General features: G+C 65.8%; 11 protein-coding genes and 4 tRNA genes. 4 read left to right on the top strand and 11 right to left on the bottom strand.

All coding sequences use genetic code 11. The features are described 5' to 3' along the window. Positions 1-9: 9 nt before the first annotated feature. Positions 10-1,026: a glycosyltransferase family 4 protein gene (locus F623_RS0104600; RefSeq protein ID WP_026278551.1), complete on the top strand. Its 1,017-nt coding sequence runs from the start codon at positions 10-12 to the stop codon at positions 1,024-1,026. A 36-nt stretch (positions 1,027-1,062) separates the two neighbouring features. Here the strand turns inward: F623_RS0104600 and F623_RS0104595 are convergent, their stop codons facing one another. The 5 genes from F623_RS0104595 to F623_RS0104575 all read right to left on the bottom strand — a co-directional run bounded on the left by F623_RS0104595 (position 1,063) and on the right by F623_RS0104575 (position 3,825). After that, the gene (locus F623_RS0104595) at positions 1,063-3,066 is read right to left on the bottom strand and encodes a nucleoside-diphosphate sugar epimerase/dehydratase (RefSeq protein WP_018860486.1); all 2,004 of its coding nucleotides are present in this window, start codon (positions 3,064-3,066) and stop codon (positions 1,063-1,065) included. A gap of 331 nt (positions 3,067-3,397) precedes the next feature. Further along, positions 3,398-3,473, bottom strand: a tRNA-Lys gene (locus F623_RS0104590). A 15-nt stretch (positions 3,474-3,488) separates the two neighbouring features. After that, a tRNA-His gene (locus F623_RS0104585) sits at positions 3,489-3,564 on the bottom strand. A 39-nt stretch (positions 3,565-3,603) separates the two neighbouring features. Beyond that, positions 3,604-3,680 (bottom strand) — tRNA-Arg (locus F623_RS0104580). 68 nt (positions 3,681-3,748) lie between these two features. Then, positions 3,749-3,825: transfer RNA gene (locus F623_RS0104575), tRNA-Pro, on the bottom strand. 158 nt (positions 3,826-3,983) lie between these two features. On the opposite strand from F623_RS0104575, the gene F623_RS0104570 reads away from it, so the two are divergent. Then, positions 3,984-4,859: a GGDEF domain-containing protein gene (locus tag F623_RS0104570; protein WP_018860487.1), complete on the top strand. Its 876-nt coding sequence runs from the start codon at positions 3,984-3,986 to the stop codon at positions 4,857-4,859. Between the two features lie 79 nt (positions 4,860-4,938). Further along, positions 4,939-5,802, top strand: coding sequence for a bifunctional methylenetetrahydrofolate dehydrogenase/methenyltetrahydrofolate cyclohydrolase FolD (gene folD, locus F623_RS0104565; protein ID WP_018860488.1), 864 nt, complete (start codon positions 4,939-4,941; stop codon positions 5,800-5,802). 26 nt (positions 5,803-5,828) lie between these two features. Here folD and F623_RS0104560 read toward each other — a convergent pair whose 3' ends face one another. From F623_RS0104560 to F623_RS0104545, 4 genes are read right to left on the bottom strand one after another with little or no spacing between them, the layout of a single operon-like run. Further along, positions 5,829-7,445, bottom strand: coding sequence for an ABC transporter ATP-binding protein (locus F623_RS0104560; protein WP_018860489.1), 1,617 nt, complete (start codon positions 7,443-7,445; stop codon positions 5,829-5,831). A 3-nt stretch (positions 7,446-7,448) separates the two neighbouring features. Next, positions 7,449-8,702, bottom strand: a complete 1,254-nt coding sequence (locus F623_RS0104555) for an ABC transporter permease (RefSeq protein ID WP_018860490.1) — start codon at positions 8,700-8,702, stop codon at positions 7,449-7,451. Further along, complete coding sequence (locus F623_RS0104550; protein WP_018860491.1) at positions 8,695-10,074, bottom strand: ABC transporter permease; 1,380 nt, start codon at positions 10,072-10,074, stop codon at positions 8,695-8,697. The genes F623_RS0104555 and F623_RS0104550 overlap by 8 nt, the downstream gene beginning before the upstream one ends. Before the next feature lie 33 nt (positions 10,075-10,107). Next, on the bottom strand, positions 10,108-11,967 hold the full coding sequence (locus tag F623_RS0104545; RefSeq protein ID WP_018860492.1) for a peptide-binding protein: 1,860 nt from the start codon (positions 11,965-11,967) through the stop codon (positions 10,108-10,110). Positions 11,968-12,444: 477 nt separating this feature from the next. Here F623_RS0104545 and F623_RS0104540 point away from each other — a divergent pair, with 477 nt between their 5' ends. Beyond that, positions 12,445-13,251 carry an enoyl-ACP reductase gene (locus tag F623_RS0104540; RefSeq protein ID WP_018138759.1) on the top strand — a complete coding sequence of 269 codons (807 nt, stop codon included), beginning with the start codon at positions 12,445-12,447 and terminating at the stop codon, positions 13,249-13,251. Between the two features lie 133 nt (positions 13,252-13,384). Here the strand turns inward: F623_RS0104540 and F623_RS0104535 are convergent, their stop codons facing one another. Beyond that, entirely contained in the window at positions 13,385-15,286 is a 1,902-nt protein-coding gene (locus tag F623_RS0104535) for a SurA N-terminal domain-containing protein (RefSeq protein WP_018860493.1), read from the bottom strand. A gap of 123 nt (positions 15,287-15,409) precedes the next feature. Beyond that, positions 15,410-16,177, bottom strand: coding sequence for a 3-deoxy-manno-octulosonate cytidylyltransferase (gene kdsB / locus F623_RS0104530; RefSeq protein ID WP_018860494.1), 768 nt, complete (start codon positions 16,175-16,177; stop codon positions 15,410-15,412). Positions 16,178-16,181 lie beyond the last annotated feature (4 nt).

The raw sequence follows: 16,181 nt of genomic DNA, 5'->3' as shown, positions 1-16,181 counted from the left end.
TGATGGGGAGTGCTTTACGTGATCGAGACCATCGGATTGCTGGCCGCCTTCTCGCTGGTGGTGATGATCACGGGCTGGATTCGCGGCTACGCCGTTGGTCGGCAGTTGGTCGACATCCCGGGCGCGCGCAGTTCGCACCACACACCCACGCCACGCGGCGCCGGCCTGGCGCTGGTGCTGGTATTCCTCGTCGGCACCCTGCTCTCCACCTGGCTCGAATGGGTCGACCCGTACACCGCTGTCGCACTCATTGGCGCGGCGGGTGCCGTGGCCCTGGTAGGCTGGCTGGATGATCACGGTCACCTGGCCGCCCGCTGGCGATTGCTGGTTCACTTTCTGGCGGCCGCCTGGGGCCTCGCCTGGATGGGTGGCCTGCCCCCGGTGGCCATCATGGGTTTCCAGATCGACGCCGGGTGGGTCGGCCATCTCCTCGCGCTGTTCTACGTGGTCTGGCTGCTGAACCTCTACAACTTCATGGACGGGATCGACGGTCTGGCCGGCATTCAGGCGGTTACGACCTGCCTGGCCATGGCCGGTCTGCTCTTCTGGTGGGGTGATGCCCATGCGTGGTGGCTACCGGCCCTGCTCTCTGCGGCGAGCGCGGGATTCCTCGTCTGGAATTTTCCACGGGCGCGGATCTTCATGGGCGATGTCGGGAGCGGCACGCTCGGGCTTCTGCTGGGGTTGCTGTCTCTGCACGCGGCCGGACTGGACACCAATTTCCTGGCCGCCTGGCTGATCCTGCTGGGCGTCTTCATCATCGACGCCACCACAACACTGGCAGTGCGGCTGTTTCGGGGGATGCGGGTCTACGAGGCGCACCGCAGCCATGCCTACCAGCACGCCGCCCAACGGTTCGGGTCACACATCCCGGTGGCGGTGGGTGTCGCCGTGATCAACCTTCTGTGGTTACTCCCTATCGCAATTTTGGTCGTCGCTAACCAGTTGCCAGGTGCGGCCGGTATCCTGATCGGCTACCTGCCGCTACTTCTGCTGGCGATCACCCTCCGCGCAGGACGCGACTGATCCGGGTCTCGCCAGGACCCGGATCACCAAGCACCCCTAGCGTGGTGAAACAGGATCGGCCACCCGGGCATAGGCCACTGCTGCGGGGCGTACCCTCGGGGCAGGCACCGGACGGGGAGAAGCAGTCGTCACCGGCCCGCTGTGCTCGGTCCCTTCCTTCCGGCCCGGTTCGTAGCCATCGACGAGCTTGCGCAACACCTCGAACGCTATCTGGGCATTGCGTTCCCGGTCGGCCTTTTCCAGCGTAAGCAGGGCCTGCGCGAGAAGCTCGGATGCAACACAGGACTCGCGGGCTCGCATGATCTTGGTATGGGGGGTTGCCTCCACGTTGTCCCCGATCAACAGCTCTTCGTAGAGCTTCTCGCCCGGGCGCAGTCCGGTACATGTAATGGCGATTCCTTCTCCGTCTGGGGAATCGTCCTCGCGGACCTGGTATCCGTGCAGGCGGATCATGCGTCGGGCCAGGTCGATGATGCGCACGGGCTCGCCCATGTCGAGCACGTAAACCTCGCCACCCTGCGCCATCGCCCCGGCCTGAATGACCAGCTCCGCGGCCTCCGGAATCGACATGAAGTAGCGAGTAATCTCGGGATGAGTCACCGTGACCGGCCCGCCTTCACGAATCTGGCGGTGGAACAGCGGCACGACGGACCCGGACGACCCCAGGACATTGCCGAAACGCACCATGCTGAATACGGTTGCGTCCTGGCGGCGCGCCCGATCCTGCAGGACCATCTCGGCCAGACGCTTGCTCGCGCCCATCACATTGGTGGGCCGTACGGCCTTGTCCGTACTCACCAGGATAAAGCGCTCCACACCGGCTGCGATCGCCGCATCGGCGACCACGGCGGTACCCAGGGTATTGTTGCGCAGGCCTTCCAGCAGATTGCCTTCAACCAGCGGCACGTGCTTGTAGGCCGCCGCGTGATAAAGCGTCTGCACGCCATACTGGTGCAACACCTCTTCCACACGCGCCTGATTGGCGACCGAACCCAGTACGGCGTGTACCTCCACCCCTGCCTGCATGGACGACCGACGCTGTGTGATCTCCTGTTCGATCCGGTAGAGCGCAAACTCGTTACGCTCGAACAGCACCAGGGCGGCTGGTTCGAGACTGAGGATGCGGCGGCACAGCTCCGAACCGATGGAGCCCCCGGCCCCTGTCACCATGACCACCCGCCCGCGAATGCTCCGCGCCAGCAGGGCCTCGTTGGGCGGCACGGGATCACGACCGAGCAGGTCGGCGACATCCAGATCCTCCAGCTGATCCAGTGGCGCCTGGCCCGAAACAACCGCTTCCAGTGAGGGCACCGACTGCACATGCAGCGGATACGGCTCCAGCCATTCGAGGATCCGCCGCCGGTCGGTCCGGCTCGCGGACGGAACCGCCAGCAGCACTCGGCGTACCCCACACTGTTCCACCAGGATGCCCAGGGCCTCGGTGCCGCAAACCGGGATGTCGTCAATCGAGCGGCCCTGCACCGCCGGGTCTTCGTCGATGAACGCCATCACACGGAACCGGCCACTGGACTGCAGGCCGGAGGCCAGTTGAACCCCTGCCTCACCGGCGCCGAAGATGACCACGCGCTCGCTACCGGTACGTGCGTCGGACACGGCCTGGTACCAACTCCGCACCAGGAAGCGACCCGCCGCGACCAGGGCAAAGGCCAGCAGCGCAAAATTCACCGCGACCGCCCCGAAGAATCCAGGCGTCTGCGTCAGTTCGGCCGACGCCCAGATCATCAGCGCCAGAGCGGAGACACCGATGATCACCGCGCGAACGGCCCGGGCCCCCATGAAGCGCACAACCGTTCGGTAAAGACCGAGCCGCGCAAACACCAGAACGCCGACCGCCGGAACCAGCGCAAACAGCCACCAGGCTTCGACCATCATGGGCGGCATCGGCTGCCCCGTACGAATCACGAAGGCGAGCCACAGTGCCAGCGGCAGCATTGCGAGATCCGCCAGCACCATCAATCCCTGCTTTTTGCCGCGCGGCAATCGCAGCAAGTTCTCCAGACTACGATCCAGTACCGCCATCGTTCATGCCTCCCACAGTGTCAGCAACCGGTCGCGGGGACACTCGCCGAGCCTGTCGGCTCCTCGTACGCCGCGAACGAGTGGGGAGGCTAGCACCTCAATGGCAGGCTAATTGGGGGGGAAATCACGCTGTCAGACGAACGACTGAGGGCACCATCACGCTGTCGCTGAATCACTGCGAAATCAACGAAAAAGGTTGACCGAATACCGCCCGAGACACCCGGCATTCGCGCGCAGGGCAGCCCCGCCAGAGGACGGCTGGGCCAAGCAGGCGAGGCCGCCACAGGCAAGCCCGGAATCCGGAGCAGATGCAGAAGATCAGATCAGGAGATGGTGGGCCGTGTAGGAATCGAACCTACAACCAATGGATTAAGAGTCCACTGCTCTACCAATTGAGCTAACGGCCCCCGGGAAATAGGGGATGGGGTGACCGATGGGACTCGAACCCACGACAACCGGAGTCACAATCCGGGACTCTACCAACTGAGCTACGGTCACCACCGTGTCACTGTCCAGACAACTGCCACAGGGCGGCTCTGGCGCGCCCGGCAGGACTCGAACCTGCAACCGTCGGCTTAGAAGGCCGATGCTCTATCCGGTTGAGCTACGAGCGCGTTACCGCCGAACGTCGAGGCTCCACGCCTGATCTCGAGCCTGCCTGCTGGCCATTGACCGGGATAGGTGGTCGGGGTAGAGGGATTCGAACCCCCGACATCCTGCTCCCAAAGCAGGCGCGCTACCAGACTGCGCTATACCCCGTCGAGCCGTCCCCGCAAAAGGGCCTACACAGCGAGCGCAGGATGGTAGCGCTGCCACCGCCGGCGGTCAAGGCAGGAAACACTATTAACATTGTTCTTTCATGCACGTTTCCGTGCTACCGTGGCTTTGAGCGGGGATGCGCGCGGGGGGACAGGGACATGCTCAACTGGATCGCCAACGGGGCTATCGTGCTGGGCGCAGCGGGCCTGATCTATGCCCAGTGGAACCTCGCTCGACTGTTGCGCGAGCTGCCGGAAAGCCGCGTGCGCACCGGCTGGCTGCTGATGTCTCTGCTGATCCCGGTATTCACCCTCGGTTATTTCGGCTTCATCCCGCTGAACTGGGGCATGTACCAGACCATCCCCGATCTGCTGGTGCCGATCATCTTCCTGCTGGGTGGCTGTTTCGTCTGCACTGTCGTGCGCCTTACCTATCACTCGGTGGAGAGCATTCGTCGGATCACCCGACTGGAACACGAGTCGATCACCGATCCCCTGACCGGGCTATTCAACCGTCGCCACATGAACCGCCGCCTGGATGAAGAGACCGCCCGCGCGCGCCGCTATGGGCAGTCGCTGTCGGTCGTCATGCTGGACATCGACCAGTTCAAGGGGATCAACGATCGCCTGGGACACCTGGCGGGTGATTACATCCTTCAGTCGATCGCCCTGCGCCTGCGACAGAATCTGCGCCGAGTGGACCTGGCGGCACGCTTTGGCGGCGAGGAGTTCGTGATCATCACGCCGCATACCGACCTGGACTCCGCGCTGCAACTGGCCGAAAAACTGCGCACCGAGATCGCCCAGACGCCCATCATACTCAAGGGTCACGAACATGTACCGCCCTGCGCACCCGACGAACTGTACATTACCGTCTCAGTCGGAGTCGCCAGCCTCGATATCGAGCCCGACTCCCGCGACAACGCGGATTTCCTGATCCAGCGGGCGGACGATGCCCTCTATCGTGCCAAGGCCGGCGGCCGCAATCGCTGCGAAGGCGGACCCAGTCGCGCCAGCCTGGCCGCGGCGATCTGACACTCCCACCAACGGACTGGCTTGAGGCGCTCCCGCGCGCGTGGGATGATCGCGGCCAGTTTCCGAGACAGAGCCTCCCATGACCGCCCAGCTCATCGACGGCCGCGCGATTGCCCAGACACATCGCGCCCGCATCGCCACCGAGATCGAATCCATGACCGCCCGCGACCTGCGTCCGCCGGGTCTGGCCGTGGTGCTGGTCGGGTCCGATCCGGCCTCCCAGGTCTATGTGCGCAACAAGCGCAAGGCCTGCGAGCAGGTGGGCGTGGTCTCGCACTCCTATGATCTGCCCTCGGGCACCCCGCAGACCGATCTGCTGGCCCTGATCGACCAGCTCAATGCCGACCGCACCATCGACGGCATCCTGGTGCAGCTCCCCCTGCCCAGCCATATCGATCCGGAGACGGTGATCGAGCGCATCTCGCCCGCCAAGGACGTCGACGGGTTCCACCCCTACAACGTCGGCCGGCTCGTCGCCCGGATCCCGCGCCTGCGCCCCTGTACCCCCTGGGGCGTGATCCAGCTGCTGCGCCACCTGGACGAACCGTTCAAGGGCCGCACCGCCTGCGTGATCGGCGCCTCCAATATCGTGGGCCGCCCGATGGCGCTGGAACTCCTGCTGGCCGGCGCGACCCCGACCATCTGCCACCGCTTCACGCCGGATACCGCGGGTATCGCGCGCCAGTCCGACATCCTGATCGCGGCGGCCGGCAAGCCGGGCCTGGTCAAGGGCGACTGGGTCAAGCCCGGGGCCACGGTAATCGACATCGGCATCAACCGCCGCGAAGACGGCACCCTGTGCGGTGATGTGGAGTTCGATGCGGCTGCGGAGAAGGCCGACTGGATTACACCGGTCCCCGGCGGGGTCGGTCCGATGACCGTGGCGATGCTGCTGGACAACACCCTGCGCGCCCGCGCCTTCGGCACCCACGAGGCGAGTTAAGGCACCCTCCGACTCGGCGCAGATTACTACACGTAGCGCGAGACTCGGGGCACCGCCTCCAGCAGGTGCCGGGTGTAGTCGGCGCGCGGATTGGCCAGCACCTCGGCGGTGGTGCCGATCTCCTCCATGCGGCCGTCGTGCATCACCAGCATGCGGTCGGAGAAATACTCGACCACGCCCATGTCGTGGGTGATGAAGATCAGCGCCAGACGGCGGTCGACCCGTAGCCGTCCGAGGATCTGCAGGACCTCCGCCTGCACCGAGACATCCAGCGCACTGGTCACCTCGTCGCAGATGATCACGTCCGGATCCAGCACCAGGGCCCGGGCGATGCCGATGCGCTGACGCTGGCCGCCCGAGAACTCGTGCGGATAGCGCCACAGCGTATCCGGCGGCAGAGCGACTTGGTCCAGGGTCGCCCGGGCACGTTCGATGCGATCTTCCTGGTCCTCCCCGATCCCGTGGACGGCCATCGGTTCGGTCAGCAGGGTCATCACGTTCAGGCGCGGGTTCAGTGATGAGGCCGGATCCTGGAATACCACCTGCAGGTGACGGCGCAGGCGCCGCAAAGGCTTGCGCGGCATCCCGGTCAGCGGCTGGTCACGATAGCGGATCTCGCCGCCGGTGGGCTCGATCAGACGCAGGATCGCGCGGCCGAGCGTGGTCTTGCCGCAGCCGGACTCCCCCACAACCGCCAGCACCTCGCCGTTTTCGAGCTGAAACGACACGCCGTCCACTGCACGCACGACATCCACCTGACGGCGCATCAGGCCCTTCAGCACCGGGAAGTGCACCTGCAGATCGCGCACGTCCAACAATGTCTCGCGCCCGGCCCCGGGCACTGAGGGCAATGCGGGCAGATTCTCCGGCAACGCCCCAATCAGCTTGCGCGTGTAGGCATCCTGTGGATCGCGTAACAAGGGATGACACTCGCCCTGCTCCACCAGCCGACCCTTGTGCATCACCGCCACGCGATCCGCCACCGAGGCGACCACGCCGAAGTCATGAGTGATCAGCAGCACGGCCATCCCGTTCTTCTCGCGCAGCTGATCGATCAGCTTCAGGATCTCGGCCTGGATGGTCACGTCCAGCGCGGTGGTCGGCTCGTCGGCAATCAGCAGATCCGGCTCCGCCACCAGCGCCATCGCGATCATCACGCGCTGGCGCTGGCCTCCCGAGAGTTTGTGCGGGTACTCATCGCGGCGCTGTTCCGGATTCGGGAGCTGGACCTCTCGCAGCACTTCAAGTACCCGGGCCTCGCGTTCGGCCGGGGTCATCTGCGGGCGGTGCAGGCGCAGCACCTCGTCGATCTGGTCACCGACAGTCAGCACAGGATTCAGCGAGGTCATCGGCTCCTGGAAAATCATGCCCACCCGGTCCCCGCGGACTTGCTGCATCACGCGGTCCGGCAGCCCCAGCAGTTCCTGCCGCGTGCCACGTCCGGCCAGCCAGACCTCGCCCGTGGAGGGCTCGAAGCCCCCATCCAGCAGCCGCATGATCGCCAGTGCGGTGATCGACTTGCCGGAGCCCGACTCGCCCACCAGCGCGAACAGCTCGCCTGCGCGGATTGAGAAGCTGATCTCCTCGACCAGTGGCGCCTCGCTGTCGCGATGTCGAATGCGGAGGTTGCGTACCTCGAGCATGGCCTAGCGCACCCCCCCGCTGGTGGCACCCGAGGCGGCCGGCCGGGCCGGCGCGGCATGGCTGGCCGCCTTCGCGGCCGAGCGCGAGTGCGGGTCAACCGCATCGCGCAGGGCCTCGCCAATCAGGTTGTAGGCGAACACGGTCAGGAAGATCGCGCCCCCCGGGAAGGCCGCCATCCACCAATTGAAGGTCGAACTCTGCACCGCCTGGTTCAGCATCTGCCCCCAGGAGGGCTCGTCCACCAGCCCCAGGCCCAGGAACGACAGCGTGGCCTCGGCGAGGATCGCGGAGGCCACGCCAAAGCTGGCCGCCACCAGGATCGGCGCGATCCCGTTGGGCAGCATATGGCGGAACAGGATCGAGGGCAGCGACAGCCCGGAGGCGATCGCCCCCTGCACGAAGTCCTGCTGGCGCAGGCGCAGGAACTCGGCGCGCACATAACGCGCATAGCCGGACCACGACGTCAGGCCGATGATCAGCATCATCAGGTACAGCGAGCGCCCGAAGAAGGCGACGAAGGTCAGTAGCAGGAACAGCGTCGGGATGGCCTCGAAGATCTCCACCAGGCGCATGCCGATGATGTCGATGATCCCCGAGAAATAGCCCATCAGCCCACCCAGGATCACGCCAATCCCGAGCGCGATCCCGGTGGCAATGAAACCGATGGACAGGGCGATGCGCGAGGCATGGATCATGCGCGAGAGCGCATCCGCGCCGTTGTCGTCGGTACCGAACCAGTGCACGCGGTCTGGGGCCTCGCGCGGGGCCTCGAGCCCGGTATCCGCATAGTCGCGCAGGTAGTCGCGCGGCGAATACGGGATCGGCGCGCGGATCACGGTCTGGTACTCGCCCTGCACCTCGGCCTCGCGGTACTGCTCGTAGATCACCAGCGAGGGGGGCGAGACCGTCTGCCAGGCCACCGCGCCCAGGATCGCACTCAACACCCCCCAGAGTACAAAGCGCCGCCAGGGCCGGCCGGGCAGCAGCCAGAACACGCCGGCCAGCACCAGCATCCCGAACAGCGTGACATCCGCCGCGGTCAGGTAGCGCAGAAACGGCATGGACCAGCCGTCCGCCGTCTGCACCAGCAGCGGATGCGAGCTGGCCAGCACGGGCGCCAGGATCGCCACCAGCGTCAGCAGCGCGATCCACCCAATCCCCAGCCGCGCCCCCCAGCGCAGCAGCACCTCGCCGACCACGCGGCGCGCCCAGGAGCGGCTGCGACGACCCTCGCCCTGCTGCGCCGACTCAGTCATAACTCACCCGCGGGTCGACAATGGCATAGGCCAGATCCGCCAGCAGATAGCCGATCAGGGTCAGCACGCCGGAGATCAGGGTGATCGACAGTACCAGCTCGCGGTCGCGGGTCTGCACCGCCTCCACCGCGAGCTTGCCCATCCCATCGATCGAGAAGATCGCCTCCACGATCACGGACCCGGCCAGCAGGGATGGCAACAAGGTCGCCGAGACGGTAATCAGCGGCAGCAGGCTGTTGCGGAACACATGCCGCCACAACACCTCGTGCTCGGGCACGCCCTTGGCACGCGCGGTGCGGGCATAGTCCGAGTTCAGGTTCTCCAGCACGGACGAACGCGAGAGTTTCGCCAGAAAGGCGAGCCCACCGTAAGACAGGCACAGAACCGGCAGCACCAGGTGCCAGGCGCGGTCGAGCAGAAAACCCGGGACCATGCTGCCAGGCGCCAGGCCCAGCGCCAGTGCGAGCCCCGCCCCCAGCCCCACCGTGCCAAGGTAGAAACCGCGCAGCACGCCCCAGTCGCTGTGCGCCATCAGCCAGCCCAGCACCAGGCCGATCCCCATGGCGACCGTCGTGCTGATCCAGCCAGCCGGGGCCAGGTCAGAGAACATCAGCCAGCCGCAGAAGGCCCCGATCGCCGCACCCAGTCCACCCCGGATCAGCGCGGGCAGATAGCGCGCCAGGTAAAGGCCCAGCGCCGCCCCCAGAAACGGCAGCACCAGCAGCAGCGGTATGGCCCAGGCCACCTCCACCGTAGGCAGGAAGGTCATATCCAGCGCCGCGCGCTGGCTCAGTCCTCCAGTCGGGAACCATTGCCAGAACTGGTCGGAGGCAAAAAAGCCAATCAGCAGGACCCCGGCCAGCATCGTCGGGACCGACCACAGGGCCAGCAATACGACGCCAGACTGGGAATCGAAGGCCTGTCCCTGCTGGGTGGCCGCCCGCACCCCGACGGCGACCGCAACGATGTAGATCAGCGGTATCGACAGCACATTCAACAGCAGGGTGATCGGCAGGCGTTCGGCAATCAGATCCGCCACCGGCCGACCAAAACGAAAACTGGTCCCGAGATTGGGGGCCTTCAGCTTTGGCCAGCCGGTGAGCGAGCCGTCTTCGTCCTGGGCAAAGCCCACTGGCGAGATATTGTTCAGCCAGCGCCCGTACTGCACCGGCGGCGGCTGGTCCAGACCATAGAGGCGGTTGTAGTACTCCTCCATCGCCTTTTGTGCCTGCGGCTCCAGCCCCTGCCCCTCGATCAGGGTCAGCGCACTGATGCCCCCGGGCGCCGCCGCCATCACGGCAAAGACCACGATCGTGATGCCGAACAGTGTCGGCACCATCAGCATCAGGCGGCGCAGGATGTAGGTCAGCATGGCGTGCGCGGGTTCTCTACGTTGGCCTCCCGGCTACTGCCCGTACCGCTGCTGGTCGAACGGGACGTAGATCTCCACCGGCACAAACCCGAGGTTCAGGCCAAGCGCCGTCTGCTCCAGGTTCTGGATGCGTCGGTCGATGAAGGCGAGGGTCTGGCGCCGCATCAGGAAGGTATACGGCTGATCCTCGACCAGGATCCGCTCGGCCTCGCGCCAGTGTTCCATGCGCTTGTCCTCGTCCACCTCGCCGCGCGCCGCCTCGATCACGGCATCCAGCTCGGGGTTTTCGTAGTTGATGAAGTTGTCACCGCCGGAAACCGTCTGGCTGGAGTGGAACATCTGGTAGATGTCCACCTCCACACCGCTGGTCCAACCCAGGGTAATGGCATCGAAGTCCTGGCGGCTGAGCTTCTCCAGCATCACGGACCACTCGGTCGGCTGAGGCCGCATATGAACCCCGGCGCGCGCGTACAGATCACGCAGGAACAGGGCGATGCGGCGGGTGTCCTCGTTGTCCTGGAAGTACACCAGGTCGAAGGAGAACGGCTCGCCGTCCTCGTTGATCAGCACTCCGTCGCGGTTCTTCTCGGAGTAGCCGGCCTCGGCCAGCAGCTCCAGCGCGCGTTCGACATCAAAGGGGATGTGCTCGAGCTCGGCATTGTGCTGGTCGCTGCGCGGGCTGAACGGGCTGATCGCGCGCTCGGCATAGCCCAGCATCACCTGTTCGATCAGGCGATCGACATCCGTCAGATAGCTCATCGCCCGGCGCACGCGCGGATCGGCAAAGCGCGTCGGCTCGCCATTGCGCTTCTGGTTCCAGCCGATGTACGAATAGCCCGCGGTCGGGCTCATGTATTCGTGGGTATCCGCGCGCTCGCGCAACGCCTCGTCATCGCGCAGCCGGGCATATTCGCGCGGCCGGGCCCCGTAGACGTCGATGTCGCGGTTGCGGAAGGTCGTCAGGCGCGCGCTGTCATTCTGGATCACACGCCAGACGAGCCGGTCGAACGAGGGTTCCACCGGCCCCCAGTAGCGCGGATTGCGCTCCAGTTCGATCCGCCCGGCATCCGGCGTCCAGCCGGTCGGGTCCTCGAGCCGGTAGGGGCCGGATCCCAGCAAGATCCCGCGCGACTCGTTGAAGGTCTCGGGTTCGTCGAGGTAGCGCTCGTAGAAATGCTTCGGCAGCACGTTCAGGCCACCGGCGACCCGCAGGGCGTCGAAGTACGGCTCCTCGAAGGTGAACACGACGGTGCGCTCGTCCACCGCCTCCACCTTCTCGACCTTCTCCAAGAACGCCCGCGCGCGCGGCACCGCGATTTCGTCGGTCATCAGGAAATTGAAGGTGAACTCGACGTCCTCCGCGGTGAGCGGCTCGCCGTCGGAGAACTGCAGTCCCGTGCGCAACTGGAAGGTCAACTCCTGGCCGGAGTCGTCGAAGTCCCAGGACGCGGCCAGCAGACCCTGCCACTCCAGTGTCTCCGGATGGCGCTGCACCAGCGACTCCAGCACGTAGTTCTGGACCTCGGAGGCATAGGCGTCGCTGGAGACGTAGGGCGTGATCGTCGCCAGCCCCGTACCGAAGGCCTGCACCAGCCAGTCGCCCTCCGCGTAGTCCTCGCGCGCCGCCGCGTCCGCCGCCCGTTCGAACGCCGAGGGCACCTCCGCGACCCGAGGCGCGCGTTCGCCGTCCCCAGTGGTAAAACGCCCCGAGGCCAGGTCGGACTCGAGACTCTGCAGGCTGCGGCGCAGTGCACGCAGGTCGCGTGCCTGCTCGGTCATCATGTTCTGCATGGACGCCATGCGCTGCCATTGACGATCCACCTGCACCATCACCAGCAACAGTAGAATGCCCAGCACGATCAGGGTGACGATCCAACCAAAATGACGACTCACAAGGCCTCCGCTCTCGAGTGGCACTGGCATCCGCGCTTCGACGGCTGGCCGACGCAGACCGCACTCTGCGCACTATAGCAATCCCTCCGGCCGCTCTCACCGGGTCGTTTCATTCCAGGGAAACACTGACCAGTGTAGGCACTCGCGTTGGTCCCCCAGGTTTGCCGAGACCAGGCGCGCCGTGTAGCCGGTAGTGTTCTCTACTCTACCCGCCCATTGTTATCAAAAACGGGCGCGCAGCGTTGCAGGTCCCTTGTACAAAATGACTGTACGGCAGTCACCGCGCCTTGTTCGCACGCAAAAGCGACGAAGCGGCGAGCGTGTACATTGGTCAGTGTTCCCCTAGCTGGCCCGACCCGCGGCACATCGGTATGATCCCGAGACAGTCGCGTCGGCACTGGGTTCCCGCCTGGTCCGGCCGCCACGGGGCGGTCCTTTTCGAGGGCGCCGACACGAACCAGATTCAAGGAGATTCACATGGGTTTTCTGAAGGGCAAGCGCGCGCTGATTGTCGGCGTGGCCAGTAACCGCTCCATCGCCTACGGCATTGCCTCGGCCATGCATCGCGAAGGCGCCGAGCTCGCGTTCACCTATCAGAACGAACGGTTGCGCGACCGCGTGGAAAAGCTGGTCGCCGATTTCGACTCCGACATCCTCGTGCCCTGCAACGTCGAGGACGACCGCGAAATCGAACAGGTCTTCGAACGTCTGGACGACTACTGGGATGGCGTCGACATCCTGGTGCACTCGGTCGCCTTCGCCCCGAAGGAGCAACTGGACGGCGACTTCCTCGACAACATGACCCGCGACGGCTTCCGCATCGCCCACGATGTCAGCTCCTACAGCCTGGCGGCCCTGGCCAAGGCCGGGCGCGGCATGATGAAGGACCGCGACGCCTCCATCCTGACCCTGAGCTACCTCGGCGCCGAACGCTCCATGCCGAACTACAACGTGATGGGTCTGGCCAAGGCCAGCCTCGAGGCCAATGTCCGCTATCTCGCCTACACCCTGGGCCCGGAGACCACTCGCGTGAATGCGATCTCCGCCGGTCCGATCCGCACGCTGGCCGCCTCGGGCATCGGCGAGTTCAAGCGCATCCTCGACCACGTCGAGGCCAACGCGCCGCTGCGCCGCAACGTGACGACCGAACAAGTCGGCAATGCCGGGGCCTTTCTCTGCTCCGACCTGGCCTCCGGCATCACCGGCGAGGTGATGTACGTCGACTCGGGCTACAACACCGTCGGCCTGGGCGCCGCCGAAATCGGGCTCGACAAGGACAGTTAAGGATACGCTGACTTAACTTCCCGCCCCCGCCGACTGGCAGGGCGCGAGCCCCACGAAAAAGGCCCGGCCCGCATTGGCGGTCCGGGCCTTTTTTGCGCTCGGCGGTGCAAACGGAGCCGCCCGGTGCGTACGACTAGTCCAGGTTCTCGGGATAACGCTTGATATCCGCCTCGGACTCCAGCCAGGCCAGATAGGCGCGGAACTCGGCAGATCCGTAGGCGTTACGCATCAGTTCGCGCGCCTGCTGACGCATGGCCGCATCCGCTTCCTGCTCGTCGAGTCGGACCTCGTGCAGGATCGCAACGGCAAAATCGCCATTACCCAGACGCGTACCGCTGATTTCGAACGCGTCCTCGCCCGGTACCGGCAGGCGGAACAGGTGCTGCTGGAGCCCGCCCGGCACGCCGTTATCGCCATCCACCGGCGAATCCCGGCGCACCTCGCGTTCCATCTGCCAGGCATCGTCGTCCTCGATGGCGTCCGCCCAGTCGTCGGTATCGCGCAGACGGGCCATCAATTCCTCGCCCGCTTCGCGGGCGGCATCGGCGGCCGCCTCGCGCCGCAGACGGTCACGGATCTCGTCCTCGACCTCGGCCAGCGGGCGCACCTCCGAGGGCTCGTGCTCGTCGATCCGCAGGATCACGGTCGAACCGTCATCCAGGTCGATGGCCTCGCTGTTGTGGCCATCTTCCAGCACGCGGGGATCGAAGGCTGCGTTACGGATCGAGCGATGCTGGGCGATATCGTCGCCACTGCCACGGGTGAACCAGTCGCTGGTCTGGATTTCCAGTCGGGTCGCCTCGGCCGCCGGCTCCAGGCTGTCCGGGTATTCGGCGGCCTGGCCCATCAGATCATCCAGTGCATCGATCTGCATCTGTTCGGCGCTGCGGTCGCGCAGATCGCGTTCGACGTCGTCCCGTACATCCTCGAACGGCTGCGGCCGGGCCTCCTGGATGGAGGTCACCTCGAGGATGAACCAGCCACGGTCGGTACGCACGGGGCGACTGATCAGGCCCTCCGGCAGCGTGAAGATGATGGTTTCGAGCGTGCGATCCAGATCGCCCCGGGCAATCTCGCCCAGGCTGCCGCCCCGATCCGCACTGAGGCTGTCCTCGGAGTACTCTTCGGCCAGGTCGGCAAAGTCCTCGCCGTCTTCCAGACGATCGCGCAGTTCGTTGATCTTCGCCTCGCCTTCCTCACCGGTGTCCTGAATCCGGATCTGGCGCACCTCGCGCAGCTCCGGCTCTTCGTAGCGGCTGCGGTTGACCTCGTAGTGCTGGCGAATATCGTCCTCGGACACATCCACCGCGCCTTCCAGTGCCTCGGGGTCGAGTTGCAGATAGGCGATCCGCACCCGCTCCTCGGTGGTGAACTCGTCCTGATTGGCCTCGTAATAGGCCTCGATGGCCTCGTCGTCGACCACGTCCGGCTGGTCGAAATCATCGACCGGGAAAATGCGCCAGCTGGCCACGCGCGTCTGATTACGCAGCCGGCTGTAGTCATCCACCATCGCGTCCGACGGGAAACCGGTCGCCTGGATGCCACCCTGCAGTTGCGACAAAACGATTGATCGCCCGATGTCCCGTTCGAAGTCCGACGGACTCAGGCGCTGGGCGTTGAGCAGTTGAGCATAGCGTTCGCGGCTGAATTGGCCATCTTCGTGGAATACCTGCATCCCGCGAATCTCCCGCAGGATGCTGTCCCCACTGGCCTTGAAACCCGCCGAGTCGGCCGCCTGGCGGAGCAGTTCCTGACGGATCAGGGTCTCCAGCGCCTGCATGCGAATCCCTTCCTCGTCGAGCAGGTCATCCGGGATTTGCCCCCCGAACATGCGCGCCATCTGAGTACGCTGGGCGCGGGCCTCGTTGTGCACGTCGCGAACCTGGATCTCGGTTCCGTTGACCTCGGCCGCCACCCGCGGCGCGGCTCCGCCAAAATATTCCCCGAGACCCCAGACGGCGAAGGGGATGGTAATCAGGCCGATGATCACATAGGCGAGCCAGCCGCTCGCCCGGTCGCGAATTGCTTGCAGCATGGTGGTCTCTGCGTGCTCCGGGGTCGCCCCCGGCACCGGGTGCCGGAGATTTCAGAATCAACATCCGATGTTAGCAGGAGCGGCGGCCCAAGTCTGCGCCAGCCCTCGGGAAAAACCGGGAAATCAGGCGCGGCTCCGCCCGGCCAGCAACGCGTCCAGCCGGTCGAGATCCTCCGGGGTATCCACGCCCGGCGGGTGTGCCTCGCGACGGCGACCGACCTGGATCCAGGCGCCCATGGCCAGGGCCCGCAGCTGTTCCAGCTGTTCGAGCTGTTCCAGGGCGACGGGTGGTTCGGCACTCATGCGGCGGAGGAAACCAGCGCGATAAGCATAAACGCCCAGATGACGGGTCGCCTGATCCAGCGCCGGGGCGCGGCCTGCCCGATGGGCCTCGCGATCCCAGGGAATCGGGGCGCGCGAGAAATACAGGGCGCGCCCCGACGCATCGGTGACCAGTTTGACCTGGTTCGGGTCCGCCAGGTCCTCGGGGCGGCGGATGGGGACGCCGAAGGTCGCCATGTCCGCCCCCCGGGTATCGGCGAGCAGCCTGGCCAGATCATCCAGAAGCACCCCCGGGGTCAGCGGTTCGTCGCCCTGCAGATTGACCACGATGGATTCGTCGCCCCAGCCCTCGGCGGCGGCCACCGCCGCGATGCGATCGGTACCGGAGGGCAGATCGGCATCGGTGGCGAATGCCTCGACCCCGCACTGGCGCGCGACATCGAGGATGCGCTCGTCGTCGGCGGCAACAATCACCCGCGAGGCACGGCTCTCCTTTGCCCGGGCGATCACATGTGCGATCAGGGGTCGACCGGCGACGGCCGCCAGGGGTTTGCCCGGCAGGCGACTGGAGGCCATCCGGGCCGGGATCACGACATGGAAGGCGACCATGAAA

It is taken from the genome of Thioalkalivibrio sp. ALD1 (assembly GCF_000381245.1).
Taxonomy (GTDB): Bacteria; Pseudomonadota; Gammaproteobacteria; order Ectothiorhodospirales; family Ectothiorhodospiraceae; genus Thioalkalivibrio.
Note: the sequence above shows the minus strand (reverse complement) of the source record. Positions and strands in the feature narration are given on the sequence as shown.

What these genes read in the sequence shown, in the direction of transcription:
- folD (WP_018860488.1), top strand. Translation starts at nt 4,939, where the DNA reads ATGACCGCCCAGCTCATCGACGGCCGCGCGATTGCCCAGACACATCGC.
- F623_RS0104535 (WP_018860493.1), bottom strand. Translation starts at nt 15,286, where the DNA reads ATGCTGCAAGCAATTCGCGACCGGGCGAGCGGCTGGCTCGCCTATGTG.
- F623_RS0104595 (WP_018860486.1), bottom strand. Translation starts at nt 3,066, where the DNA reads ATGGCGGTACTGGATCGTAGTCTGGAGAACTTGCTGCGATTGCCGCGC.
- F623_RS0104555 (WP_018860490.1), bottom strand. Translation starts at nt 8,702, where the DNA reads ATGACTGAGTCGGCGCAGCAGGGCGAGGGTCGTCGCAGCCGCTCCTGG.
- F623_RS0104550 (WP_018860491.1), bottom strand. Translation starts at nt 10,074, where the DNA reads ATGCTGACCTACATCCTGCGCCGCCTGATGCTGATGGTGCCGACACTG.
- F623_RS0104540 (WP_018138759.1), top strand. Translation starts at nt 12,445, where the DNA reads ATGGGTTTTCTGAAGGGCAAGCGCGCGCTGATTGTCGGCGTGGCCAGT.
- F623_RS0104560 (WP_018860489.1), bottom strand. Translation starts at nt 7,445, where the DNA reads ATGCTCGAGGTACGCAACCTCCGCATTCGACATCGCGACAGCGAGGCG.
- kdsB (WP_018860494.1), bottom strand. Translation starts at nt 16,177, where the DNA reads ATGGTCGCCTTCCATGTCGTGATCCCGGCCCGGATGGCCTCCAGTCGC.
- F623_RS0104570 (WP_018860487.1), top strand. Translation starts at nt 3,984, where the DNA reads ATGCTCAACTGGATCGCCAACGGGGCTATCGTGCTGGGCGCAGCGGGC.